This window comes from Pseudoflavonifractor sp. An187 (assembly GCF_002160275.1).
In the GTDB taxonomy this organism is placed as follows: Bacteria; Bacillota; Clostridia; order Oscillospirales; family Oscillospiraceae; genus Enterenecus; species Enterenecus faecium.
Window position 1 is genome coordinate 39,822 of the sequence record NZ_NFKG01000005.1, and the last position, 22,366, is coordinate 62,187.

Sequence of the window (22,366 nt, forward strand, 5' to 3'; positions counted from 1 at the left end):
AACACAAATTAAAAAAAGTATGTTTTTTTGTTGACACCAGGCAACCCCCGTATTATAATACATCCTGCGCCTTCTTGTAAAGGAAGGAAACCCCGTGTTTTTTTATAATAAATCAAGATAAATGGAGGAAACCGATATGTCTACCTTTATGGCAAACAAGGGTAACATCGAGCGCAAGTGGTACATTCTCGATGCTGCCGGCAAGCCTCTGGGCAAGACCGCTGCCGCCGCCGCTACCCTGCTGCGTGGTAAGCACAAGCCCGAGTACACCCCCCACGCCGACTGCGGCGACTTCGTCATCGTCATCAACGCTGACAAGGCCGTCCTCACCGGCAAGAAGGGCGAGCAGAAGTTCTATCGCACCCACTCCGGCTATGTGGGTGGTCTGAAGGAGACCAAGTACCGCATCCTGATGCAGGAGAAGCCCGAGCTGGCTATGCGTGTGGCTGTGCGCGGCATGCTGCCCCGCAACATCATCACCAAGGACTCTCTGAGCCGCCTGAAGATCTATCGTGGCGACGCTCACAAGCACGAGGCTCAGAAGCCCGAGGCTTGGACTGTTGAATAAGGAGGTAACCGACTATGTATAAGAGCAAGAAGCCCTATCACTACGGCACCGGCCGTCGGAAGTCCTCCGTGGCTCGTGTGCACCTGTTCCCCAACGGCACCGGCTCCATCACCATCAACGGCCGTGACATCGAGGAGTACTTCGGCCTGGAGACCCTGAAGATGGTGGTCCGTCAGCCCCTGAACACCACCGGCGTCATCGGCAAGGTGGACGTGGTTGCCACCGTCACCGGCGGCGGCGTCACCGGTCAGGCTGGCGCTCTGCGCCACGGCATCTCCCGCGCTCTGCTGGAGATGGACCCCGAGTTCCGCGCCTCTCTGAAGGCTGCCGGCTTCCTGACCCGCGATCCTCGTATGAAGGAGCGTAAGAAGTACGGCCTCAAGGCTGCCCGTCGCGCTCCCCAGTTCAGCAAGCGCTAATCAGCACTTCAAACTGGTTCAAAGATGCTCAAAAACCCCGAAAAACCGCAGTTTTTCGGGGTTTTTCTATTTCACATCTTCTGTTCCAGTTTGTCTGGTTCTGGCAGGATTTGACCTCGCCTGACCCGGTTTTTCTTGATTAATAATGGGGCAACAGGCCCTTTTTGACCCCGTTATGATTAAAAAATGGGGCAACCGGGAGCCAAAATCGAGCCGTTTTTGAGGTGCTTTTACCCTGTCCCTTGTCCCTCATTTACGAGCTTTTCGTTATGGTTTTTCTTTTGAAAGGGCTGTTCTGATTTGTCAGGATTTGACCAAACCGAATCCAGTTTATCTTGTCCTTCTGCCATTGCGCTGCGGGGCAGGTATAGTATAATAAAAATCGTAACAAGGGGTGATGATAGATGGACGATAGCTGCTGCCTGCTCCCGGAGCGCATTTCCGAGCAGTTTTCTGAAATCGACAGCGACATCGTGATGGATTTGGCGGCTGCCAGCCCGGAATATACCGAGTTGAAGGCCCAGAAGGAAGAACTGAAACGCCAAAATCCTGTGATTGGCGCTCTGCTGGAGGGCAAGGGAGAACTTTCTTTTACTGCTGAGGAGCATGAAGCCTGGAAGGAATTTATCCGGCTGTATATGCGGGCCGATAATATGGAACGGGAACACATCTACTTCCGGGGCCATGCAGATGGATTTGCCTATCTGAAGAAAATCGGCGCTTTCAAAACTGAATAGTTTTTTGGGCGGCATGGAAAAATCCATGCCGCTTTTACATATCCAAATTCATTCGCACCCAAAAAAGGTTTTGTAGAAAATGAGTTTTTACGGATTACAAGTAAAAACTATTGATATTCTTTGAGTTTTTCGCTATGCTATTCGTAAGGAACAAGGAGGCGAACGATATGATTATCCGACCACAATATATGAACACGCTGAAAACCTATCGGGATGTTCCGCTGGTGAAGATACTGGCAGGAATCCGGCGCTGTGGTAAATCCACAATTTTAGATATGCTACGGGACGATCTGCTGAAAAGCGGGATTGCCGCAGACCACATTATCAGTATGCGCTATACGTCGGAGGACTTTGATGACGGAATGACCGGCAAGGATATGTATCACGGTATCAAAGAGCAAATGACCGATGATGGGCGCTACTATCTGCTGCTGGACGAAGTGCAGGAGATTGATGGTTGGGAAAAAGCAGTCAATAGCCTGCTGGAAAATGCCAATACCGATATTTATGTGACCGGCTCCAATTCCAAGCTGATGTCCAGCGAGATCTCCACCTATTTGACGGGACGGTATATCTCCATCCCGGTCTTTACCCTGTCCTTTGCGGAATATCTGGATTTTAAGAAATCGGATTCCCGTTCCCCAAAGGAGCTGTTAAACGAATACCTGCGGCTGGGCGGTTTTCCCATTGTGGCGCTGGGCAGCTTTGACGAACGCTCCGCCTATCAGATCGTGGAGGGCATCTATAACTCGGTGATTACCAACGATATTACAAAGCGGCACAATATCATGAACTTTGATTTATTCAACCGTGTTGTCAAGTATATCGTGGAAAATGTGGGCAAGACCTTTTCCGCCAACGCCATTGCAAAGTTCCTCAAAAGCGAGGGGCGTTCCCTATCCGTGGAGGCGGTTTACAACTATCTGAACTGGCTGGAAAAGGCGTTTGTGATCTATCGCTGCCAGCGGTATGATTTGCAGGGAAAATCCGTGCTGAAAACCCAGGAAAAATTCTATCTGGCAGACGCTTCTCTGAAATACTGCATCATGGGCTTTCATCCTACGTCCATTGCCGCTATGCTGGAAAACATCGTGTATTTTGAACTGCGGCGGCGGGGCTATGAAGTTTATATCGGGAAAAATGAAACGAAAGAGATTGACTTCGTAGCGGTGCGGCGCGATGAGCGTATCTACGTTCAGGTGTGCCGCAGGCTGCCAGAGGAATCGGATCGGGAGGTTGCCAATCTCCTCGAAATCAAAGACCACTATCCGAAATATGTGGTAACGCTGGACGAATTGGCCACGGGAAACATCAATGGGGTGAAAATCGTGCATTTGGCGGATTTTCTGTTAAATGACACATACTGATTGATTTGTTAGGAAACATCCCAATAAAACTAGAATAGAGTAAATTTGTATAGACTTTGATGTTGAGATAGAACAAATCAGAAAATCTTAATTTATAAAGAAAGTGGCAAATTGGAATTTTACAGCGAGGTGAAAAAGGTTGAACTATGCTGAATATGGGAAAGGAAATAGTAATGTAATTATCCTCCTACATGGAGGTGGTTTGTCATGGTGGAATTACAAAGAAATTGCTGAAATGCTACAAACGGATTATCATATAATTATACCTATATTAGACGGTCATGCAGGAAGTGATAAACGATTTACGACGATAGAAAATAACGCTTTAGAGATTATAGAATTTATAAATGATAAACTGGATGGTTCCGTTTTATTGATTGGAGGACTATCACTTGGAGGACAGATTTTACTTGAAATTTTATCTCATCGTAAGGATATATGTAAGTATGCAATAGTGGAAAGCGCACTTGTAATACCTTCAAAATTCACATATTTTATGATTAAGCCTGCGTTTGGGAGTTGTTATGGTTTGATAAAGTATAAATGGTTTTCAAAATTACAATTCAAATCATTACGAATAAAGCAGCATTTGTTTGATAATTATTACAAAGATACTTGTGCAATAACAAAGGGCGATATGATTGCTTTTTTACAGGAAAACTCATTATATTCCTTAAAAGATGGGATTGAAGAGAGCGAAGCAATAGTTCATATTTTTGTCGGAGAAAAAGAAAATCACTCAATGAAAAAATCAGCAGAACTAATTCATAAAAAACTACAGAATAGTTCTATACAAGTTCTTCCTAATATGTATCATGGAGAGTTTTCAATAAACCATGCAGATGATTATGTAAGAAGACTATTAGAAATAATAGAACAAAAATAAATCCCAGTTTATAGAACTAAGAAAATTGGAATTTTAGGAGGTAATTATAAATGCGTACATGTATCCGCTGTGGTAGTGAAATGAAAGAAAATTGTGCTATTAAGATCGAAGGAGGTGGATACGGTATTATCTTATCATCAGATGAAAATAAACTATTTGGTGGAAGGATGGGCAAACCTAAAGTAGCCATTTGTCCCAAGTGTGGAGAGGTGTCTATTTATTTGGAGGATGTTGAAAAGCTCAAATAACATATAAAAAGTATAGGCAGAAAAAGCCGATTGGAGCAATCCAGTCGGCTTTTTTCATATCTGAAAAGAGTACAGCCCCCTTTACATAGCCAGCTACCCCACAAGGGGCGGCTAATCTACGGCTATGTGAAGGGGGCTGTATTTTTTTATGCCTTTTTACGATTCAGAAGCCATCGAACGGGCAAGGCAGGTGGACCTGCTCACCTACCTGCAGACCTGCGAGCCCCAGGAGTTGGTCCATGTGTCCGGCAATGTCTACTGTACCAAGACTCATGACAGCCTGCGGATTTCCAACGGCAAATGGTGCTGGTTTTCCCGTGGGATCGGCGGTTACAGCGCGCTGGACTATCTCATCAAGGTCAACGGCTATTCCTTTTGGGAGGCCATGGAAACCATCTCCGGCAGGACGGCCATCCCCCCGCCTTCCTTTGTACCAGCGCCGAAAGAGGAAAAGCCCAAGCACCTGCTTCTGCCCCAGGCCGCCCCGGATAACCGGGCGATGATGGCCTATCTCAAGGGCCGGGGCATTGACCAGGAGATTTTGGACTACTGCGTCCAGACCGGGCGGATTTATGAGAGCCGGAACAAAGGCCACAGCAACGTGGTTTTTGTGGGCTTCGACAAGGACGGCAAGGCGCGGTTCGGCTGCCTGCGGGGAATCCGTGAAGCCCGGTTCCACGGGGATTTAAGCGGCAGTGATAAGCACTTTTCCTTCGCCCTGCCCGCTTGCGTGGAAAATCCGGCAGTCCATCTGTGCGAGTGCGCCATTGATGTGATGTCCTATGCCACTCTCTGCAAGCTGGACGGGATTGACTGGCGGCGGCACAATCTGCTGTCCCTGGCCGGGGTGTACCAGCCGAAGAAAAAGATGGAGGAAAGCAAGCTGCCGGTGGCCCTCACCCGATTTTTGGAGGACCCCCCCCATGTGAAAACCGTCTATCTCCATTTGGACAATGACACGGCTGGCCGGCTGGCGGCCAAGGCAATCATGGCTGTCATGCCGGAGGGCTACCGTGTGGAGAACAAACCGCCGCCCCGTGGAAAGGATGTGAATGATTTTCTGTGCCACCGGCTGGGGATTCCCATTCGGGGCAGCCACAGCAAAGAGCCGGAGCGGTGAGTTGCCAGTTTCCCAGCTTCGACAGATTCTCCCGCTTGCAAATTGTTATCATATATGTTAACATTAAAGCAGTGAGGTGAGAGTATGGATGAACTGCGCAAACGGCAGAAAATCATATCCCAGCTTGTGGAGGCCCGTCTGGAGCAGGGCATTTCCCAGGCAGAACTGGCAAGGCGGCTGGGAATCCAGCGTTCCGGCATCAACCGCCTGGAAAGTGGGACACAGAACCCCACGCTTGATATGATCTTAAAAATCGCCTCGGCGCTGGGAAAGGATGTTTCACTGGAACTGAACGACAAGGAGGAGCCTATGAGTCATGTTTACAGTCTCCGCATTTATGATACGGAGCTCATGCGCTTTTCCATGGAAAAGCAGGGCTTGTCCGGCCTTGTGGCTGAAATCTTATACACCAACGAGGAGCAGGCCCATTTGCTGCCTTTGGATATGGAGCGCACCGGCGAGGGCGTCATCCATTGGCTGGAGCGGCGGGTTATCCCCAAAAACCGCGCCTTTGTGGACGAGATTTTGAAAACCCTTGGCCTTAGCCTGGGCGACACCAAGGGAATCATCGACGTGTGCAAGGGGCTGTCGCTCAACGACAGCTATTGGGTGGTGCGGTCAGGATTTGAGGGGAAATTCTCCCAATACAATCTTTACGAAAATCGCTTTTCCGAGATACTGGCGCTGGTGGCCTATACCGGCGCAGGCGGGAGCCGGCAGGCGCTTACCACATCCCCGGAGCTGACCACAGGCGGTATGCTGCCCAAGGCGTGGCGCTATGTGGAGCACGATGGGATTTATCTCTATAAGGGCGGCACGACCGGCGCGTCCAATACGGGCCGGGAGCCGTACTGCGAATATTATGCTTCGCAGATTGCGGAAACCATGCGCCTGAACGCCGTGCATTATGACCTGGAGAACTGGAAAGGCATTACCGCCTCTAAGTGCGCCCTGTTTACCAACATCGACACGGCCTATATCCCCATCGGGCGAATTGTCCGAACCGGGGGCATTGCCGCCTGCCTTGCCTACTACGACAAGCTGGGGCCGGAGTTTTCCGAGCAAATCCGCAGTATGCTGGTGTTTGACGCCCTGATTTACAACGAGGACCGCCACTTTGGAAACTTTGGCGTCCTGCGGGATAACCACAGCGGCAACATTATTGCGCCCGCCCCCATTTTTGACAATGGGCTGTCCCTGTTCTGCTATGCCGGTAAGGAAGATTATGCGAATCTGGACGAGTATGCAAAAACCCGTTCTAACCCCTACAACATCTCCTATGAGGAGGCGTGTGCAGAGGTCATGGGGCCAAAGCAGAAAGAGCAGCTTCGCCGCATGATCGGGTTCCGGTTCAAGCGCCACGAAAGCCTGGGCCTGCCGGAAGAACATTTGCAGGCCATTGAGAAGCATTTGGAGGGCCGGGTGCGTAAGCTGCTGGCAATCCCCCCGTCATCTGAAACAGGAGAAGGCGCGGTAAAAACGAATACCTTTTTGGAGAGCGTTCTGTGAACCGCTCCCCGTCAAGAGGACAGTGAAAAAATATAAAGTTTTCCCGGCCAGTAGCCTATATTGAACTGCACCCCATTTGTTAGACAGTATGTTATACTGAATAACAAGTGGGGTGCTTGGGAGAGGACGTCAAAGACGATCATGTGCCGGGTATCCGGGTCAAACCGTTCCAGGGCCATGATATCGTGTCCGGCCAGCTTCTGCGCCCCGGACTTCTGCCTGGCCTCCGCCAGCATCTCCCCGATAGTCTGGGGTTTTCCAGGCAGACGGTAATTTGTCTGGACCTCCCGGATCAAATCCATGCACTCGTTGTTTGACAGGGAGCGCAGCTTCGCCATGAGGCTTTCCGCCGTATCCCTGGTAGCCTGGTTCCTTGACAGGCGCCAGGTCATATAAATTTCATTCAGAACAGCGTTCGGGTCTGTACTCTCGATCTGGTACGCCATCCTCATTTCCGCTTTATTCAGTTTCATCTATCCAGCTCCTTTCCAAAAATGGGCACAAAAAAACGCCACAGGTTTTTGTACCTATGGCGTCAGTGCGGAGCAACAGAAAAGGGATACCATTGACGAAAACGGTATCCCTGCTCTGTAAACTTATTCAGTTTTAATTGCCGCATTGCCTGTTGCTATCCACAAAGCCTTGATTTTACTGGTTTCTTGCTACCATCCTTATCAAAGCCTTGTATTTCCGGGGTTTTTCTATGTATTCTACGGTATCCCTTCACGATTGTCCCTTCTTCTATGTGGATAGATCCGTTTGACAAATGGAATAGACCGTTGTAAAATGCCTTTTTATGAATTCATGATCCATTCTTTGTTTGAAAGGGACGACTGTTTTGAGAACCATTCTTTACGCTTTGGTTGGATACCTATCGGGTAGTGTGCTGTATGCCCAGATATTCGCCAGGATTTTCCACAAGCCAGACCTCATAGAACGGAGCAACGACCACAACCCCGGCACCGCAAACGCCTTCCAGTACGGCGGCTTCTGGTGCGGTGTGCTCACCCTTGTCTGTGATCTGCTCAAAGGGTTTATCCCCGTATTTGCCTTCCTGGCCGGGCCAAAGCCAGACCCCATTGCCTGTGCCCTGGTGCTGGCCGCCCCAGTGATTGGACACGCCTTCCCGGCGTTTTACCGCTTTCAAGGGGGAAAAGGCATTGCCGTCACCTTCGGCTGCCTGCTGGGCCTCCTCCCCATCTGGCAGCCAGTGGCGACGCTGGCTATGTATTTCATATTATTTTCTGTCGTGCTCCAAATCAGCCCCCACTTTTACCGCACCCTGGTGGCCTATCTCTGTTCTCTGGTCCACATGATTTTCATCGTGAAGATTCCCGCCATCTGGATGGGATTTTTGGTCATCTCTGGGGTGGTCCTGTTGCGGCTGCATATGAGCAAGGAGCAGAGAGAACAAATTGAGGTGAAATGGGTATGGACGCGCTGATTCTCTCTTGTGGCACCGGAGGTGGGCACGACTCCGCCGCAAAGGCGATTGTGGAAGAACTGCGCACACGAGGCCATCACGCCGTCATGCTCAATCCCTACACCCTACGCAGTCAGTCCCTTGCCCGCAGAATCAACGGTGCCTATATCTCCATGGTACAGAACACGCCCCGGCTGTTTGGCGCCGTCTACACCGCCGGGGAGCTGTACCGGAAACTGCCGTGCCGGTCGCCGGTGTATCACGTCAATCATCGGATGGTTCCATTTATGAAAAAGTATCTGGCCAGCCATTCCTATGACGTGATTATTACCACCCACCTGTATCCAGCAGAAATCCTCACCAATATGAAAAACCGGCACCTGCAGATTCCCAAAACCATCTTTGTCTCCACCGACTACGTCTGCATTCCCTTTACCGAGGAGACCAACTGCGACGCCTATGTCATCCCCGCCCCGGACCTGGCCTCCGACTATGTGCGCCGAGGCGTTCCGTTAGAGAAGCTGCACCCCTTGGGTATCCCCACAAGTCCCGTCTTTTCCAACCGCCAGAGCAAGGAGGAGGCCCGCAGACGCCTGCATCTGGACCCCCACAAAAAATATATCCTGACGGCAGGGGGAAGCATGGGCGGCGGCACCATCCGAGAGACCATAGAGACACTGATGGACGGGGTTGCCCAACGTCAAGACGTGTCTCTGGTGGTTGTCTGCGGCAACAACCAAGAGCTGTACAACACCCTCATGGCCAAACGCCCTAAAAACACCGTGATCGTGGGGTACACCCAGGACATGGCAGACTATATGCGGGCCTCGGACCTGTTTGTCACAAAGCCCGGGGGACTCTCCTCCACCGAAGCGGCCGTATGCGGCATTCCCATTTTGCATACAGCGGCCATCCCCGGCTGTGAAACCTGCAACGCCCAATACTTCCACACCCATGGCATGAGCCAAGTGTGTCAGGACCCCCAGCAGCTCATGGCAGTTGCCATGGACCTTCTGTTCGACCAGGCCCAGTGCGATGCCATGGTGGCCCGTCAACGTGTCACCATGGACGGGTCCGCCCGAGGGATTCTCTGTTCCTTTGCGGAATATCTATCAAAATAGCTCCATACACCCCCGGAACACTCGTTCCGGGGGTGTTCGTCTTGTATGGGGAAACTCCTTGTGGTATCATGAACCCAAGAAAATTTCCAGCTTAGGAGGCCTCTTTATGAACATTGTGGTGGCCATGGACTCGTTCAAAGGCAGCCTCTCCTCCATGGAGGCGGGCCAGGCGGTCCGGGCAGGGATCGCCCAGGCAGACCCCAGCGTATCGGTGACCGTCCGTCCTCTGGCCGACGGCGGCGAGGGCACCGTGGAAGCCCTGATCTCCGGCCTAGGCGGCCAATGGCAGCAGGTGACGGTGACCGGGCCGTTGGGTGCTCCCGTGGTGTGCTCTTATGGCATTCTCCCCGCCACAGGCACCGCGGTGGTGGAGATGTCCGGGGCTGCGGGTCTCACCCTGGTGCCGAAGTCCCAGCGCAATCCCCTATACACCACCACCTACGGTGTGGGGGAGGTCATCCGAGACGCCATCGCCAAGGGCTGCCGCCGTTTTCTGGTAGGCATCGGAGGCAGCGCCACCAACGACGGCGGTGTGGGGATGCTCCAGGCCCTGGGCTACGGCTTTTTCGACGCGGAGGGCCGCCCCATCCCCCACGGTGCCCAGGGGCTTTCCCATCTGGCCCGCATCACCTGCGACGGAGTTCTCCCCCAGCTGGCCCAGTGTGAGTTCCGGGTGGCCTGCGATGTCACCAATGTTCTGTGCGGCCCTCAGGGTTGCAGCGCCGTCTACGGCCCCCAGAAAGGGGCCACACCTGAAATGATTCAGGATATGGACCAATGGCTATTCCATTACGCCCAGCTGGCCCAGGCCGTGTGCCCGGACACCGCCCACCCCGACGCACCGGGAACAGGTGCCGCCGGAGGGCTGGGCTTTGCCTTCCAAACCTTCCTCCGTGGGGTGCTGGAGCCTGGGGTGTCCATCGTGCTGGAGGAGACCCACCTGGAGGGCTTTATCCGGGACGCCGACCTGGTCATCACCGGAGAGGGACGGCTGGATGGACAGACTGCCATGGGTAAGGCTCCCGTGGGAGTGGCCCAGCTGGCCAAACGGTACCACAAGCCGGTGGTAGCTCTGGCAGGCTGTGTCACCCCAGACGCCACCGCCTGTCACACCCAGGGCATCGACGCCTTCTTCCCCACCCTCTCTGGCCCCTGCTCCCTGGAGCAGGCCATGGAGCCAGACACCGCCCGGGCCAACCTGGCCGCCACCGCCCAACAGGTGTTCCGGCTCTTTCAAACTGGCATGACAAACTAACCTTCTTAGAAAATCAGGGTTGACAAAACCAGGTGGGGTATTGTATACTCTCGTTCAGTTAGCTATCGCTAACTATCAAAAACAAAGATTTCCCCAAGGAGGAATGGTATGTACCCCTACATTCTGGTATCCATCGCCCTGGCCCTGCTCTTCGCTGTCAGCTGTCACGGGGCTATCCGAAAGCGCCCCGGTGCCTTCTACGCCCTGGCCATCCTGTTGGTGGTGGGTGAAGTGCTCTACTACAGCCTGGGCCTTCGGGCCACGGCCCCCCAGTGGGTGAACACCTACATCGTCAATCTCTTCACCCGGGGCACGCTGCCCACCGCCCTGTTCATGGTGGTGATGTATGTGGGGGCGCTGGACCACCGCAGACCGCTGGTGCGCAAGCTGCTGGCCATCCGAGGCCCTCTGTCCATTATGGCCTGCATTCTCACTCTGGGCCACAACCTCATGTACGGCATTCGGCACTTTGTCATGCTGTTTGTGGCCCCGGAAACCATGCGGCCCACCACTCTGGTGGCAGCCATTCTCTCCCTGCTCATGATCCTCCTCATGATTCCTCTCATGGTGACGTCCTTCTCCCGTGTCCGCAGCCGCATGAGCGCCGCCAGCTGGAAACGGTTGCAGCGCCTGGCCTATCTCTTCTTTGGGCTGATTTACGCCCATGTGATGGTGTTGTTTGTCCCCCAGTTCTCCCACAAATATCTGGACATCATCCTCTACACCGCCATCTTCGGGGGCTATCTGGTCCTGCGTGTGACCAAAGCCCTGAAGGTTCACGAACAGAAAAAGGCGTCTTATCTCCGATGCGCCTGAAAAAACTCCCCGGAACTCATACAGTTTCCGGGGAGTTTTCTGTCTCTTGGTCTGTCAGCAGCCCCTTGAGCTGCTTTAAAAAACATTCCGACGCCTTGGAGAACACCTGGTAGCGTTTCCAGATGATGGACGCCTCCGACCGCATGGTGGGAGACAGAGGCCGGAAACACAGAGGGCTGTCCCCGCTGACGTTGATGAGCTGGTCAAAGCACAGGGCATAGCCCAGCCCCTCCTCCACCATCAGGGAGGCGTTGAACACCAGATTGTAGGTGGCCACGATGTTCAGCTTGGCATAGTCCCGCTCAAACCACTTGGTCAAAGACCAGTTGTCCGCCTTCTGGGCGGAGACAATCAGGGGCTTATCCCAGAGGTCCTGAGGCTGAATATACTCTTTGTCTGCCAGCGGGGCGTCCTTGCGCATGAGCACCCCCCAGGTGTCGTGAACAGGCACCTTCACCGAGCTGTAGATACTGGTGTCCACCGGGCCATAGACCACGCCAAAGTCGATGAGCCCCCGGTCCAAGTAGTCCTGGACAAAGGCCGCGTTGCCGCTGCGCACATGGTAGTGGATGTCGGGGTACTTGGCCTGGAGCTGTTTGGCTGCCCGGGCAAACAGGCGAATCATATCCGATTCCCCCGCCCCGATGTACACATCCCCCGCCACCACCTCGTCGGACAGAGAGATCTCCCGCTGGGTCATCTGCACCAGCTCCAAAATCTCCTCTGCCCGCTTGCGCAAAAGCATCCCCTCTTCGGTGAGCAGCACCTTTCGGGAGCCCTTGGTGCCCCGGATGAGCAGCTGTTTGCCCAGTTCCTCCTCAAGAGCCTTGAGCTGTGTGGAAAGGGTGGGCTGGGAGAGGTGCAGCGATGCCGCCGCCCCGGAAATGCTCTGCTCTCTTGCCACCGCCAGAAAATATTGTAACACCCGCAGTTCCACGCCTCTCGCCTCCTTTTTCCCCAGTATACCACCCACAGCCATAGCTTTCAACTATGCCTCATCATTCAGTATAAGTATTTGATATATAGAAGGTTCCTCGGTATACTGGGTATCGAAATGGAAGGTGAGCAAGGGATGACCACACAGGACCTGATTTTAAATCTGGAGGCTGCTGGGCTGGACGCCCCACAGATCGAGCAGTACCTGGCCTACGCACAGGCGGAAAATACCGCTCAGCAGCTACAGCTTCTGTCCCGTCACCGGGCGGCCCTGTTGGACCGGGTGCACCAGATGGAAAAACAGATTGGGTGTCTGGACTATCTGGTCTACCGGATTCAGCGCCGCTCCGCTGACCCCCACACCAGTTCTAGAAATGGAGGAACCACACCATGAGACACATCCACCATGAAACCTTTGACCAGGAGCGAGCCCTGTATGGCCAGCGGGACATTCAGGTCACCGACTGCTCCTTTGACGGCCCCGCCGACGGAGAGAGCGCCTTCAAGGAGGGGGCCAACATCCAGGCCCTGCGCTGCTTTTTCAACCTGCGCTATCCCTTCTGGCACGACGACGGCCTGGTCATCCGAGACAGTGAGCTGACCCCCATGTGCCGGGCGGCCCTGTGGTACTCCCACCACATTGAGATCACCAACACCAAACTCCACGGCATCAAGGCGCTGCGGGAGTGTGGCCAGGTGGCCCTGCGGGACTGTGACATCATCTCCCCGGAGTTTGGCTGGTCGGTCCACGACATCACCATGGACCACTGCACCGCAGAGAGTGAATATTTTATGATGCGCTCCACCAATCTGCGCTTCACTGATGTGACCTTCCGGGGCAAATACTCCTTCCAGTACATCGAGGACGCCATCTTCGACAACTGCCGCTTTGACACTAAGGATGCCTTCTGGCACGCTAAAAATGTGGTGGTGCGCAACAGCGTGGTGAAAGGGGAATATCTGGCCTGGTACTGTGAAAACGTGACCTTTGAGCACTGCACCATCATCGGCACCCAGCCTCTGTGCTACTGCAAGGGTCTAAAGCTGGTGGACTGCCGCATGGAGAACACCGACCTGGCCTTTGAAAAGAGCGAGGTGGAGGCCACGGTGCTCACCCCGGTGGTAAGCATCAAGAACCCTCGCTCCGGCCGCATTGTGGTGCCCTCTGTGGGCGAAATCATTCGGGACGACCCGGAGTCCCGGGGTGAGATTCTCTGCGGCTCGGACACCCAATAACCCATGAAGCGGATTGGATTTGCCCTGTGGGCCGTGGTGCTGGTTCTGTGTCTGGCGGCCTGTTCCACCGCCTCCCACCCCAGTCCCACCTCTACCATTTCACCGGAACCAACGGAGGATACCACTGTGGACACCCACACCTTCTATCTCACGGTGGAGGGAGTCACCTTCCCCGCCACCTTTGCGGACAACCAGGGCGCCGAGGCCCTGGCGGACCTGCTCACCGACGGCCCCCTCACCCTCTCCCTGGAGGACTACGGTGGCTTTGAAAAGGTGGGCAGCCTGGGCCAGTCCCTCCCCACCAGCAACACCCACATCACCACCCAGTCCGGGGACATTATGCTGTACCAGGGCAACCAGATTGTCCTCTTTTACGGCTCCAATTCCTGGAGCTACACCCGCCTGGGACAGGTCACCGACCTCACCGGATGGCAGGAGGCTCTAGGCCACGGGGATGTCACTGTAACCTTCTCTCTGACGGCACCTCATTGACTTGCCTTCCTCTGTACAGTAAAATATCATCGAAGATACCACACCATTACCCCCGCTCCTCCAGCGGGGGTATCCTGTTAGGAGGGAGCACCATGTCGGTGAACATTTACAAGGGGGAGTCTTTCCACATCCGCTAAGGAAATTTCGGAAAGGACTCCCCAAATATGAACAAGACAACTTGTACTTCAATTTGGCGTCTGGCTGGCCCTGGCGCCTTGGTTTGTTATGCCCTTCTGGCCCCCCTGTCCGCCCTGTGCTCCTCCCTCTTCGCCCTGTCCCTTCAGCCCGTGGTGGACACCGGACTCTCTGGGGACCTGGGCCGATTCGGGCTTGCCTGTCTGGCTGTCTTCCTCCTGGGGGCGGTGGATCTGGCCCTGAACCACTGGACGGTTTGCAGACAGGCGGCCCTCGTCCATCGCTGCACCAACAGGCTGTGCCAGCACTACCTGCACCTGACCCTAGCCCAGAAGGTGGAGCGGCTCCAAGAACAGGACAGCGCCGTCTATCTCTCCAAACTCACCGCTGACGCCCCCCTCATCTCCTCCGGCTACCTGGGCAACGCCCTGGACCTGTACCGCAGCGCCTGGAGCCTGGCCGCCTCTTTGGCGGTGCTGGCAGCGGCAGGCTGGGAGTTGGCAGCCCTGGCGGTGCTCTGCGCCCTGGTCTCCCTGGCTCTGCCCAAACTCCTCCAGCAAAGCGCTGACCGGGCCGAGACAGTGTATCTGGACGCCAACCGCACCCATCTGGCCCAGGCCCAGGAGATACTGACCAACTTTCTCCTCATCCGCCTGCATGGGTTAGCGTCTGAACAGGAGGTCCGCTATCGCAACGCCGCCGCCCAAGTGGAGCAGGCGGACAACCGCCGCCAAGTGGTCCGGCAGCGGATGAACACCCTGGGCAGCGCCATCAGCCAGCTCAGCTTTGTGCTCCTGCTGGCTGGGGCCATGCTGCTGGTCATCCAGGGCAAGCTCAGTGTGGGCTATACCATGTCCCTCACCCAGCTGTTGGGTGGGGTCATGTTCCCCTTTGAGGTGCTGCCCGGTTACTGGATGGCCCTGCAAACGGGAAAGCGGCTGTTCCGCTCCAATCTGGAGCAGCTGCAAAGTGGGCTGGACACCCCCGGAATCCAGCCCCTCTCCCATGCGCCCAGACAGCTGGCCCTCCACGGCGTCTCCTTCGCTTATCCCCACCGCCCCCCGCTGGTGGAGAACCTGACCCTGCGTCTGGACTGCACCAAAAAGTATGCCCTGGTGGGGTCCAGCGGCAGCGGGAAAAGCACCCTGGCCAAGCTACTGCTGGGGTTTCTCACCCCCACCCAGGGCTCCGTCACATTGGACGGTATCCCCCTGGACCAAGTGGAAGTCGGTTCTCTCTACCGTGCGGTGGGCTACCAGAGTCAGAACAACACCTTCTTCCGGGACACTCTGGAGCACAACATTCTCCTGGGCCGCTCCCGCTCCCCGGAAGACTGGAAGCAGCTGCTGCAACAAGTACAACTGGCCCACTGGGTGGCACAGCTTCCACAACAAGCCCAGACCGTTGTGGAGGAAAACGGAAAAAACCTCTCCGGCGGTCAGGCCCAACGGGTAGCTTTGGCCCGGTGTTTGGCGGGACAACCTGCCTTTCTGGTGCTGGACGAGATCACCTCCGCCCTGGACCCCCAGACCGCCGGAGCACTGATGGACACGGTGCTGGCCCTGGAGGGCGTGGGGCTGCTGGCCATCACCCACGACCTGAATGGAGAGCGGCTGAAACGGTTTGACTCCATCCTCGTCCTTCGGGATGGGGCGCTCATAGAACAGGGCTCTTGGGAAGCGCTCATGGCCCAGCGGGGCGAGCTGTATCGTCTCTCTGTGAGACCATAAAAAATGCCTGGAATCCGAGGATTCCAGGCATTTTCATGTCATGTCATAAGTTGAAGCTAAAGACCACAACACAGACCACGACAAACAGAATAAAGCCCACATTGGCGTATACCGTCTTGACCCGACCCTCCCGGGGCAGCTCCTCGGGGGTAGGCCGAAGGGTCAGAGACTTGCGCATAACGATCCCAATCACCAGGCCCGCAATGACCAGCACCAGCTGCACCACCACATAGGCCAGGTAGATGAGCAGGCCGGGCAGAATGGCCGCCAGCATCTCCTGGTCCAGATTCTGGGGGTTCAAGTTGGACAGGGCATCCAAGTCCAGGTTGGACACCACCCACAGAGGCACCACCGAGCCCATGAAGTTGATGATCATGTGCATGAGCACAGGATAGCGGAGGCGACGGGTGCGCAGGTACACATAGGCAAAAATCAGACCCATGCCGAAGGCATAGAAGAACTGAAACAGATTCATGTGGAACAGAGCGAAGGTGAGAGCGGAGAACACCATGGCGGTCTTCTCCCCATACTGGGCGCAGCGGTCCAGCAGCTGCTTACGGAACACCAGCTCCTCCACCAATGGGGCCAAAATCACCACGGTAAACAGAATCAACGGGTTTCCACCGCTGACCATGGCCTCCACACCATTTTGTGCTGTTCCGCCGGACAGCAGCCCGGACAAGAAGGTGCCAACCAGATTTCCGATGAACATCACCGGGAAGCACATCAGCAACAGCGCCCAAAACTTTCCTCCCCCCAGTTTGGTCTGGGACTGCTCCACCACGGGCATCTTGCGGAGGATCAACAAAAACAGAGGCACACCCACCAGGTACTGCGGGATAAAGGAAGCCGCCCACAAAAACCAGGCGTTCTCTAACACGTTCACACCCATGGCCAACAACACGCCCCCAATCGCCACTGCCACAAGCTGCAGCACGACGATGACCATCGCATAGGCACACAGGGCCCATCCCAATCTGCCAAAGCAGGACTTTGCTTTCTCCACTGATACCAAGTTCTCTTCCTCCATGTGGTATTCCCTCCCATTTCTCTCTCGTTTGAGGTCTTGCTTTTGCCCATTCTCTCATATCTTCCACAAAGAATCAATCCCCTTGTGCAACTTCTCTCCCCTCATCCTCTATCTTTCCATTGACAGATTTAATCGAATGCGTTAGACTGACAGTGTAATCGAACGCATTCGACTAAGGAGGTGACACCATGGACACGCCGAAGATTTTCGAGAGCGAATACCGATTCTGCCTGATTTTGTGGGAGCACGAACCCATCAAGAGTGGGGAGTTGGTGGCGCTGTGCAAAGAGCAACTGGGGTGGAAGAACTCCACCACCTACACGGTCATCAAGCGCCTGGCCCAGCGAGGAGTGCTGAAGAACGAGGACACCATTGTCACCTCTCTGGTCTCCAAGGACCAGGTGCAGGCCGCTGAGATCGACGAGCTGGTGGAGACCAAATTTGAGGGTTCGCTCCCCGCCTTTGTGGCGGCCTTTACCCGCCACCAGAAGATGACCCAGAAGGAGATCGACCAGGTACAGGCGATGATCGACCAATTTAGAAAGGGGAATGGGCCATGACTGAGCTGTTTTTGCACATCGTAAACATCAGTATTTCTGCCAGCTGGCTGGTGTTGGCGGTGCTTCTGGCCCGCCTGGTGCTGAAGCGGGCTCCAAAATGGGCCCATGTGCTGCTGTGGGGCATTGTGGGGGTGCGGCTCATCTTCCCCTTCTCCCTGGAGAGCGCCCTGAGCCTCATTCCCAGTGCCGAGACCATCTCCCCCACCATCCTCACCGACGGCATCCACAGGGTCTACACCGGATTTCCCACCCTGAACCAGTCCATCAATCCCGTACTCTCCCAGGCCGCTACCTCTACCACAGACGCCGCCCCCAACCTCCTGGAGATTTGGCTTCCGGTGCTGGCGGTCCTCTGGTTCTTTGGTGTGGCGGCGCTGCTAGGTTGGAGTGCCGTGAGCTATCTGCGCCTGCGGCGGCGGGTGGCCACGGCGGTACAGCTGGAGGACAATCTCTATCAGAGCGAGGCGGTCCTCTCCCCCTTTGTGCTGGGGCTGGTTCACCCTCGCATGTATCTTCCCTTCTATCTGGACCAGGACACCATGGAGCACGTGGTGGCCCATGAGCGGGCTCACATCCAGCGCAGAGATCACTGGTGGAAACTCCTGGCCTTTGTGCTGCTGAGCGTGTACTGGTTCAACCCTCTGCTGTGGCTGGCCTATCTGCTGCTGTGCCGGGATATTGAGCTGGCCTGTGATGAGAAGGTGGTGCGGGGCATGGAGCCCCAGCAGCGGGCGGACTACTCCCAGGCCCTGCTCTCCTGCTCGGTGCGCCGCCCTGCCATTGCCGCCTGTCCCCTGGCCTTTGGCGAAGCAGGAGTGAAGCAGCGGGTGAAGTCGGTGCTGCGCTATCAGCGGCCCACCGTTCTGGCGGTGGCCGCCTCGGTGGTGGTGTGCGCCATCGTCGGGGTGTGCTTTCTCACCAATCCTCCCATTCCCCGAGGCTTCCCCATGCAGGGACACAATGTGGCAGATTTAGACCCTCAAGAAATTACGGAGCAAATTGCACGGATCGAGCGGCTCCAGGATGCCTCCACCCTCAATGTCAACCCCGACCAGTTTGAAGTCCGTCTCAACGCAGACTTTCAGTGGGTGGACACCGGCACCGTCCGCTTCTTTTACTGGCAGAACCAGCAGTCCTACAGCGCACAGCTACAGCTGAATCTAGAGGATAGCACGTATACGGTCACTCAGCCCACCACCTGCCCAGAGCAGACTACCATATACAAACTGCGGGACTATTTGGAGGCCTTGAAGTATCTGCCCCAGGAGGAGATTCGCCGCCTGGCTCCAGATGCAGACCAGTTTTCCATCACCCATGTAGCCGAAGGCGCTCCAGGTGGGAATCACTCCATCACCTACACCGCCGATGGTGTGGGCAATATCAACAGCTGGCTCATCCATTTGACGGTATTGCCGCTATATAAAACCGGGGACAACGAGTACACCAGCACAGGGGATGGCTTCATCCACCTGTTCTACGGTGCCCAATCCGCCCAAATCCTCGCCACCTATTGGGGCACAGACAACCCCGGCCAATTGCAGCTTCAATCCCCCGACACCACCTATTCCTATGATGCACCCTGTCTGCAATTACTCAATGACGGCACCTTTATCTGGACACCTTCTTCGTATATGAGTTATATCGCCCAAGGATATTATGAGCAGACGGAGGACACTCTGACTCTGTACACCAACGACGGCGCCCTCCTATATGCATATGACAAGGCGGGAGATACCTTGATTTACCATTCAGGTACCACCTTCCAACCTCTCATCACCCAACGACCGCAGTTGCCTAGTACGTAAAAACATCCCACGGAAACCCATTCAGGGTCTCCGTGGGATGTTTTCGTACCATTGAAATTAGAAGAACACCTGCTTGTCCACAGGGGCGGTGCTGGCAATCAGCTTGCCCTTGCGGTAATTGCGCAGGACATTGGCGTCATAGTTCAAAGCGTCGTACCAGTCCTTGGCGTCCAGGATGATGAAGTTGGCGGCGTTACCCTCCTTGATGCCATAGGCATCTCCCAGGTGGAGGGTGCGGGCGGCGTTGGTGGTGACGAAGCGATAGGAGTTGACGATCTCCTCATAGCCCAGCATGTGGCCCGCATACAGGCCCATGAACACCTGGTCCCGCATTTTGGCATTGCCCAGGGGATTCCAGGGGTCGAAGATATCGTCGGAGCCGAAGGAGACGTTGATGCCCTCGTCGTTGAGCTCCTTCACCCGGGTCATGCTGCGGCGCTTGGGATAGGTGTCAGTGCGGCCACCCAGGTGGACATTGACGCAGGGATTGGCCACAAAGTTGATGCCGGACAGCTTGAGAAGCCGCATCAGGCGGATGACATAGGCGTTGTTGTAGCTGTGCATGGCGGTGGTGTGGGAGGCGGTGACCTTCTCCCCCATGCCCATCTCATAGGCCCGGGTGGCCAGAGTCTCCAGGCCACGGGAGGCCTCGTCGTCGATCTCGTCACAGTGGACGTCCACCAGCTTGTTGTACTTGGCAGCCAGGTCCATGCAGATGTTCAGAGACTCCACGGAGTACTCCCGGGTGAACTCGAAGTGGGGGATGGCACCGGCGGCGTCCGCTCCCATCTCCAGGGCCTGCTCCAGCAGCTTGGCCCCGTTGGGGTAGCTGAGAATGCCATACTGGGGGAAGGCCACGATCTGGATGTCCATGTAGTCACGGACCTCTTCCCGAATCTCCAGCATGGCCTCCAGGGCGGTGAGCTTGGGGTCGTTGATGTCCACGTGGGTGCGGACGTACTGGATGCCATTGGCCGCCTGCATGCGGATGGCCTGGTTGACCCGGGCCTTCACATCCTCATGGGTCAGGGAGGGCTTGTACTCCTCCCAGCACTGGATGCCCTCAAAGAGGGTACCGCTGAGGTTCCAGCGGGGACGGCCAGCGGTGAGGCAGGTGTCCAGGTGCACGTGGGATTCCACAAAGGGCGGCAGAGCCATCTTTCCAGCGCAGTCGGCCACCACTTCTTCCCCGGGCAGGGGCTCCAGGTGGGGAGCGATGGCGTCAAACTTGCCGTCGGTGACTCGAATGTCCACCGTGTCCTGGGCATTGCCCAGGTGAAGCTTTTGAAAGAGCATGGTAAAATCCTCCCTGTTTGTTTAGTTGTGTTTTTTACCCAGCAGTTCTCCCAGGAAGAAACACACCGCCGCCACGATCATGGCGTTGATGGCGGCAATGCCCCAGGGAAGGACGTTGGCTGCCACAGCACCCACCACGATGCCGGCAATGTTGAACCAGTTGACGGTCACACGTCGATCGGCGTCCCGGAACTTGCTGCGGTTTTTGAAGAAGTCCAGAATGACAATGGCACCGATGGGGGGCAGCGCGCAGTTCAAGATGTTCAGCCAGCCAGTGAAGTTCCAGTACAGCCAGATGGCCAGGGCGGTACCCACGATACCGGCAATCCAGGTGGTGAACTTCATGCGCACCCCGGAGACGTTGGAGATGGCCAGGCCGCCGGTGTACAGAGCGTTGTTGTTGGTGGTCCAGATGTTGGCGCCCAGCACGATGAGGGCGGGGATAGCCAAGCCCTGGGCGATCATCACATAGAAGATATCATCCTTCCCGGTGAAGGCGCCGCCCACAGCGCCGAAGCAGAACATCAGAGTATTTCCCAGGAAAAAGGCGATGACAGTGGTCCACACCGCGATTTTGCTGTTTTTTGCAAAACGGATGAAGTTGGGGGTGGCGGTGCCGCCGGAGATAAAGGAGCCGATGACGTAGCCAATGCCAGTGACCAGGCTGATGCCGCCGGCAGACTGGGCGAAGATGGCAGTGAGTCCGCCGCCCTCTCCGGTGGCAGTGATCATGGAGTACATGCCCAGCACCACAATGAGGGGCACAGAGATATAGCTGACGATCTCCAGGGCCTTCATGCCGGTGGCCGCGGTGGCGGTCATCAGCAGGCCAGCCACGATGGTCAGCGCCCACGCATTGACCCCCAGGAGCTCAGCAGCAGGGATGGAGAACATGGCCACGCCCACGCCGAACCAGCCGATCTGGGTAAAGCCCAGAATGGCGGAAGACAGGTAGGAGCCCTTCTCACCGAAGGTCTTGCGGCACAGCAGGTCCATGTTCAGCCCGGTGCTGGAGCCAATGTAGGCCAGGATGCCGCAGTAGGCGGAGAGAATCAGGCCGCCGATGAGACAGGCCCAGGCAAAGCCGGACAGGTCCAGACCGTTACCCAGCTTGGCGCCCACGCTCATGCTGGCGGAAAAGAAGGTAAAGCCAAGCATGACAAAGAACATGTTCCAAAAGCCTTTCCGGGCCGAGGTGGGAACCGCCTCCAGGGAATAGTCGGCGTCTACCTGGTGTTGTTTTTCTCGTTCGTGTTTACTCATACGCAATGAATCTCCCTCTCAGTTTCTTATTTCATGGAGTCTACACTCAGTTGAATAATATACCATGATTTTGACAGCAATGTCCACCTACCCTTTCCCTAAAAAATGTCGAAAATCCCCCCACCTCTCCCAGCAAAATTATCCTTTACCAGAAGAGGAATAAAATGCACCCATGTAGCCAGTTTGTCTCCACTTCTCCATATAATTCCTCACAATTTCCACTTACCATCTTCCATTTCGCATAGTTTCAATTCCATCTTACTTCGATTCTTTTGTTGACTTTTCACAGTCTCCGGTCTACAATAGGTAGGTAAAGGCCTGGAATGGGTATCGTTTCCCCCGTCCCCTGTTCCAGCGCATAATCCTCACAAATTGTCAACCCCGTACCGAACTGCAAGGCACAGTTGGAGGCTT

Annotated in this window: 23 protein-coding genes; 18 read left to right on the forward strand and 5 right to left on the reverse strand. The window is 55.3% G+C overall.

Annotated elements, in window-relative coordinates:
- Window positions 1-136: 136 nt before the first annotated feature.
- From rplM to B5F22_RS04275, 8 genes are all read left to right on the forward strand, one after another.
- Window positions 137-568, forward strand: a complete 432-nt coding sequence (rplM, locus tag B5F22_RS04240; protein ID WP_087230877.1) for a 50S ribosomal protein L13 — start codon at window positions 137-139, stop codon at window positions 566-568.
- 14 nt (window positions 569-582) lie between these two features.
- On the forward strand, window positions 583-987 hold the full coding sequence (gene rpsI / locus B5F22_RS04245) for a 30S ribosomal protein S9 (protein WP_087230881.1): 405 nt from the start codon (window positions 583-585) through the stop codon (window positions 985-987).
- Window positions 988-1,391: 404 nt separating this feature from the next.
- Complete coding sequence (locus B5F22_RS04250; protein WP_087391236.1) at window positions 1,392-1,724, forward strand: hypothetical protein; 333 nt, start codon at window positions 1,392-1,394, stop codon at window positions 1,722-1,724.
- A 167-nt stretch (window positions 1,725-1,891) separates the two neighbouring features.
- Window positions 1,892-3,091, forward strand: coding sequence for an ATP-binding protein (locus tag B5F22_RS04255; protein ID WP_087391239.1), 1,200 nt, complete (start codon window positions 1,892-1,894; stop codon window positions 3,089-3,091).
- Window positions 3,092-3,230: 139 nt separating this feature from the next.
- Window positions 3,231-3,977 carry an alpha/beta hydrolase gene (locus tag B5F22_RS04260; RefSeq protein WP_087369963.1) on the forward strand — a complete coding sequence of 249 codons (747 nt, stop codon included), beginning with the start codon at window positions 3,231-3,233 and terminating at the stop codon, window positions 3,975-3,977.
- Between the two features lie 50 nt (window positions 3,978-4,027).
- Window positions 4,028-4,225: a nucleic acid-binding protein gene (locus B5F22_RS04265; protein WP_087391242.1), complete on the forward strand. Its 198-nt coding sequence runs from the start codon at window positions 4,028-4,030 to the stop codon at window positions 4,223-4,225.
- Window positions 4,226-4,373: 148 nt separating this feature from the next.
- Complete coding sequence (locus B5F22_RS04270; protein ID WP_087391245.1) at window positions 4,374-5,345, forward strand: DUF3991 and TOPRIM domain-containing protein; 972 nt, start codon at window positions 4,374-4,376, stop codon at window positions 5,343-5,345.
- A gap of 84 nt (window positions 5,346-5,429) precedes the next feature.
- Window positions 5,430-6,854, forward strand: a complete 1,425-nt coding sequence (locus B5F22_RS04275; protein ID WP_143482186.1) for a helix-turn-helix domain-containing protein — start codon at window positions 5,430-5,432, stop codon at window positions 6,852-6,854.
- Window positions 6,855-6,865: 11 nt separating this feature from the next.
- Here B5F22_RS04275 and B5F22_RS04280 read toward each other — a convergent pair whose 3' ends face one another.
- Window positions 6,866-7,327, reverse strand: a complete 462-nt coding sequence (locus tag B5F22_RS04280) for a DUF5720 family protein (protein ID WP_242955057.1) — start codon at window positions 7,325-7,327, stop codon at window positions 6,866-6,868.
- Window positions 7,328-7,692: 365 nt separating this feature from the next.
- On the opposite strand from B5F22_RS04280, the gene B5F22_RS04285 reads away from it, so the two are divergent.
- From B5F22_RS04285 to B5F22_RS04300, 4 genes are all read left to right on the forward strand, one after another.
- Window positions 7,693-8,298: a glycerol-3-phosphate acyltransferase gene (locus B5F22_RS04285; RefSeq protein WP_158096618.1), complete on the forward strand. Its 606-nt coding sequence runs from the start codon at window positions 7,693-7,695 to the stop codon at window positions 8,296-8,298.
- Window positions 8,286-9,398, forward strand: a complete 1,113-nt coding sequence (locus B5F22_RS04290; RefSeq protein WP_158096619.1) for a glycosyltransferase — start codon at window positions 8,286-8,288, stop codon at window positions 9,396-9,398. The genes B5F22_RS04285 and B5F22_RS04290 overlap by 13 nt, the downstream gene beginning before the upstream one ends.
- A 106-nt stretch (window positions 9,399-9,504) precedes the next feature.
- Entirely contained in the window at window positions 9,505-10,653 is a 1,149-nt protein-coding gene (locus tag B5F22_RS04295) for a glycerate kinase (protein ID WP_087391254.1), read from the forward strand.
- A 108-nt stretch (window positions 10,654-10,761) separates the two neighbouring features.
- On the forward strand, window positions 10,762-11,469 hold the full coding sequence (locus B5F22_RS04300; protein ID WP_087391257.1) for a ferric reductase-like transmembrane domain-containing protein: 708 nt from the start codon (window positions 10,762-10,764) through the stop codon (window positions 11,467-11,469).
- Window positions 11,470-11,485: 16 nt separating this feature from the next.
- Here B5F22_RS04300 and B5F22_RS04305 read toward each other — a convergent pair whose 3' ends face one another.
- A complete protein-coding gene (locus B5F22_RS04305) occupies window positions 11,486-12,406 on the reverse strand; it encodes a LysR family transcriptional regulator (protein WP_087391260.1) in 921 nt (306 codons plus the stop codon).
- Window positions 12,407-12,541: 135 nt separating this feature from the next.
- Here B5F22_RS04305 and B5F22_RS04310 point away from each other — a divergent pair, with 135 nt between their 5' ends.
- The 4 genes from B5F22_RS04310 (at window position 12,542) to B5F22_RS04325 (ending at window position 15,998) form a co-directional block, all read left to right on the forward strand.
- A complete protein-coding gene (locus tag B5F22_RS04310; RefSeq protein WP_087391263.1) occupies window positions 12,542-12,799 on the forward strand; it encodes a hypothetical protein in 258 nt (85 codons plus the stop codon).
- The gene (locus tag B5F22_RS04315) at window positions 12,796-13,641 is read left to right on the forward strand and encodes a DUF3737 family protein (RefSeq protein WP_087391266.1); all 846 of its coding nucleotides are present in this window, start codon (window positions 12,796-12,798) and stop codon (window positions 13,639-13,641) included. The genes B5F22_RS04310 and B5F22_RS04315 overlap by 4 nt, the downstream gene beginning before the upstream one ends.
- Window positions 13,642-13,644: 3 nt before the next feature.
- On the forward strand, window positions 13,645-14,133 hold the full coding sequence (locus B5F22_RS04320) for a cyclophilin-like fold protein (protein ID WP_087391269.1): 489 nt from the start codon (window positions 13,645-13,647) through the stop codon (window positions 14,131-14,133).
- Between the two features lie 164 nt (window positions 14,134-14,297).
- On the forward strand, window positions 14,298-15,998 hold the full coding sequence (locus B5F22_RS04325) for an ABC transporter ATP-binding protein (RefSeq protein ID WP_087391272.1): 1,701 nt from the start codon (window positions 14,298-14,300) through the stop codon (window positions 15,996-15,998).
- Between the two features lie 43 nt (window positions 15,999-16,041).
- On the opposite strand, the gene B5F22_RS04330 is transcribed toward B5F22_RS04325, so the two are convergent.
- Window positions 16,042-17,028, reverse strand: coding sequence for a type II CAAX endopeptidase family protein (locus B5F22_RS04330; RefSeq protein WP_087391275.1), 987 nt, complete (start codon window positions 17,026-17,028; stop codon window positions 16,042-16,044).
- Between the two features lie 188 nt (window positions 17,029-17,216).
- On the opposite strand from B5F22_RS04330, the gene B5F22_RS04335 reads away from it, so the two are divergent.
- Together B5F22_RS04335 and B5F22_RS04340 are read left to right on the forward strand one after the other, a co-directional pair.
- On the forward strand, window positions 17,217-17,588 hold the full coding sequence (locus B5F22_RS04335; RefSeq protein WP_087391278.1) for a BlaI/MecI/CopY family transcriptional regulator: 372 nt from the start codon (window positions 17,217-17,219) through the stop codon (window positions 17,586-17,588).
- Complete coding sequence (locus B5F22_RS04340; protein ID WP_087391281.1) at window positions 17,585-19,393, forward strand: M56 family metallopeptidase; 1,809 nt, start codon at window positions 17,585-17,587, stop codon at window positions 19,391-19,393. The genes B5F22_RS04335 and B5F22_RS04340 overlap by 4 nt, the downstream gene beginning before the upstream one ends.
- 57 nt (window positions 19,394-19,450) lie before the next feature.
- On the opposite strand, the gene codA is transcribed toward B5F22_RS04340, so the two are convergent.
- Window positions 19,451-20,689 carry a cytosine deaminase gene (codA, locus tag B5F22_RS04345; protein ID WP_087391284.1) on the reverse strand — a complete coding sequence of 413 codons (1,239 nt, stop codon included), beginning with the start codon at window positions 20,687-20,689 and terminating at the stop codon, window positions 19,451-19,453.
- A gap of 21 nt (window positions 20,690-20,710) precedes the next feature.
- Window positions 20,711-21,952 (reverse strand): cytosine permease, encoded by a 1,242-nt coding sequence (codB, locus tag B5F22_RS04350; RefSeq protein WP_087391287.1) that lies wholly within the window; start codon window positions 21,950-21,952, stop codon window positions 20,711-20,713.
- Window positions 21,953-22,366 lie beyond the last annotated feature (414 nt).

Excerpts from the sequence above, each read along its gene's own strand:
- rplM (WP_087230877.1), top strand. The coding sequence starts at position 137 with ATGTCTACCTTTATGGCAAACAAGGGTAACATCGAGCGCAAGTGGTAC.
- rpsI (WP_087230881.1), top strand. The coding sequence starts at position 583 with ATGTATAAGAGCAAGAAGCCCTATCACTACGGCACCGGCCGTCGGAAG.
- B5F22_RS04250 (WP_087391236.1), top strand. The coding sequence starts at position 1,392 with ATGGACGATAGCTGCTGCCTGCTCCCGGAGCGCATTTCCGAGCAGTTT.
- B5F22_RS04255 (WP_087391239.1), top strand. The coding sequence starts at position 1,892 with ATGATTATCCGACCACAATATATGAACACGCTGAAAACCTATCGGGAT.
- B5F22_RS04265 (WP_087391242.1), top strand. The coding sequence starts at position 4,028 with ATGCGTACATGTATCCGCTGTGGTAGTGAAATGAAAGAAAATTGTGCT.
- B5F22_RS04270 (WP_087391245.1), top strand. The coding sequence starts at position 4,374 with ATGCCTTTTTACGATTCAGAAGCCATCGAACGGGCAAGGCAGGTGGAC.
- B5F22_RS04275 (WP_143482186.1), top strand. The coding sequence starts at position 5,430 with ATGGATGAACTGCGCAAACGGCAGAAAATCATATCCCAGCTTGTGGAG.
- B5F22_RS04280 (WP_242955057.1), bottom strand. The coding sequence starts at position 7,327 with ATGAAACTGAATAAAGCGGAAATGAGGATGGCGTACCAGATCGAGAGT.
- B5F22_RS04290 (WP_158096619.1), top strand. The coding sequence starts at position 8,286 with ATGGACGCGCTGATTCTCTCTTGTGGCACCGGAGGTGGGCACGACTCC.
- B5F22_RS04295 (WP_087391254.1), top strand. The coding sequence starts at position 9,505 with ATGAACATTGTGGTGGCCATGGACTCGTTCAAAGGCAGCCTCTCCTCC.
- B5F22_RS04300 (WP_087391257.1), top strand. The coding sequence starts at position 10,762 with ATGTACCCCTACATTCTGGTATCCATCGCCCTGGCCCTGCTCTTCGCT.
- B5F22_RS04310 (WP_087391263.1), top strand. The coding sequence starts at position 12,542 with ATGACCACACAGGACCTGATTTTAAATCTGGAGGCTGCTGGGCTGGAC.
- B5F22_RS04315 (WP_087391266.1), top strand. The coding sequence starts at position 12,796 with ATGAGACACATCCACCATGAAACCTTTGACCAGGAGCGAGCCCTGTAT.
- B5F22_RS04320 (WP_087391269.1), top strand. The coding sequence starts at position 13,645 with ATGAAGCGGATTGGATTTGCCCTGTGGGCCGTGGTGCTGGTTCTGTGT.
- B5F22_RS04325 (WP_087391272.1), top strand. The coding sequence starts at position 14,298 with ATGAACAAGACAACTTGTACTTCAATTTGGCGTCTGGCTGGCCCTGGC.
- B5F22_RS04330 (WP_087391275.1), bottom strand. The coding sequence starts at position 17,028 with ATGGAGGAAGAGAACTTGGTATCAGTGGAGAAAGCAAAGTCCTGCTTT.
- B5F22_RS04335 (WP_087391278.1), top strand. The coding sequence starts at position 17,217 with ATGGACACGCCGAAGATTTTCGAGAGCGAATACCGATTCTGCCTGATT.
- B5F22_RS04340 (WP_087391281.1), top strand. The coding sequence starts at position 17,585 with ATGACTGAGCTGTTTTTGCACATCGTAAACATCAGTATTTCTGCCAGC.
- codA (WP_087391284.1), bottom strand. The coding sequence starts at position 20,689 with ATGCTCTTTCAAAAGCTTCACCTGGGCAATGCCCAGGACACGGTGGAC.
- codB (WP_087391287.1), bottom strand. The coding sequence starts at position 21,952 with ATGAGTAAACACGAACGAGAAAAACAACACCAGGTAGACGCCGACTAT.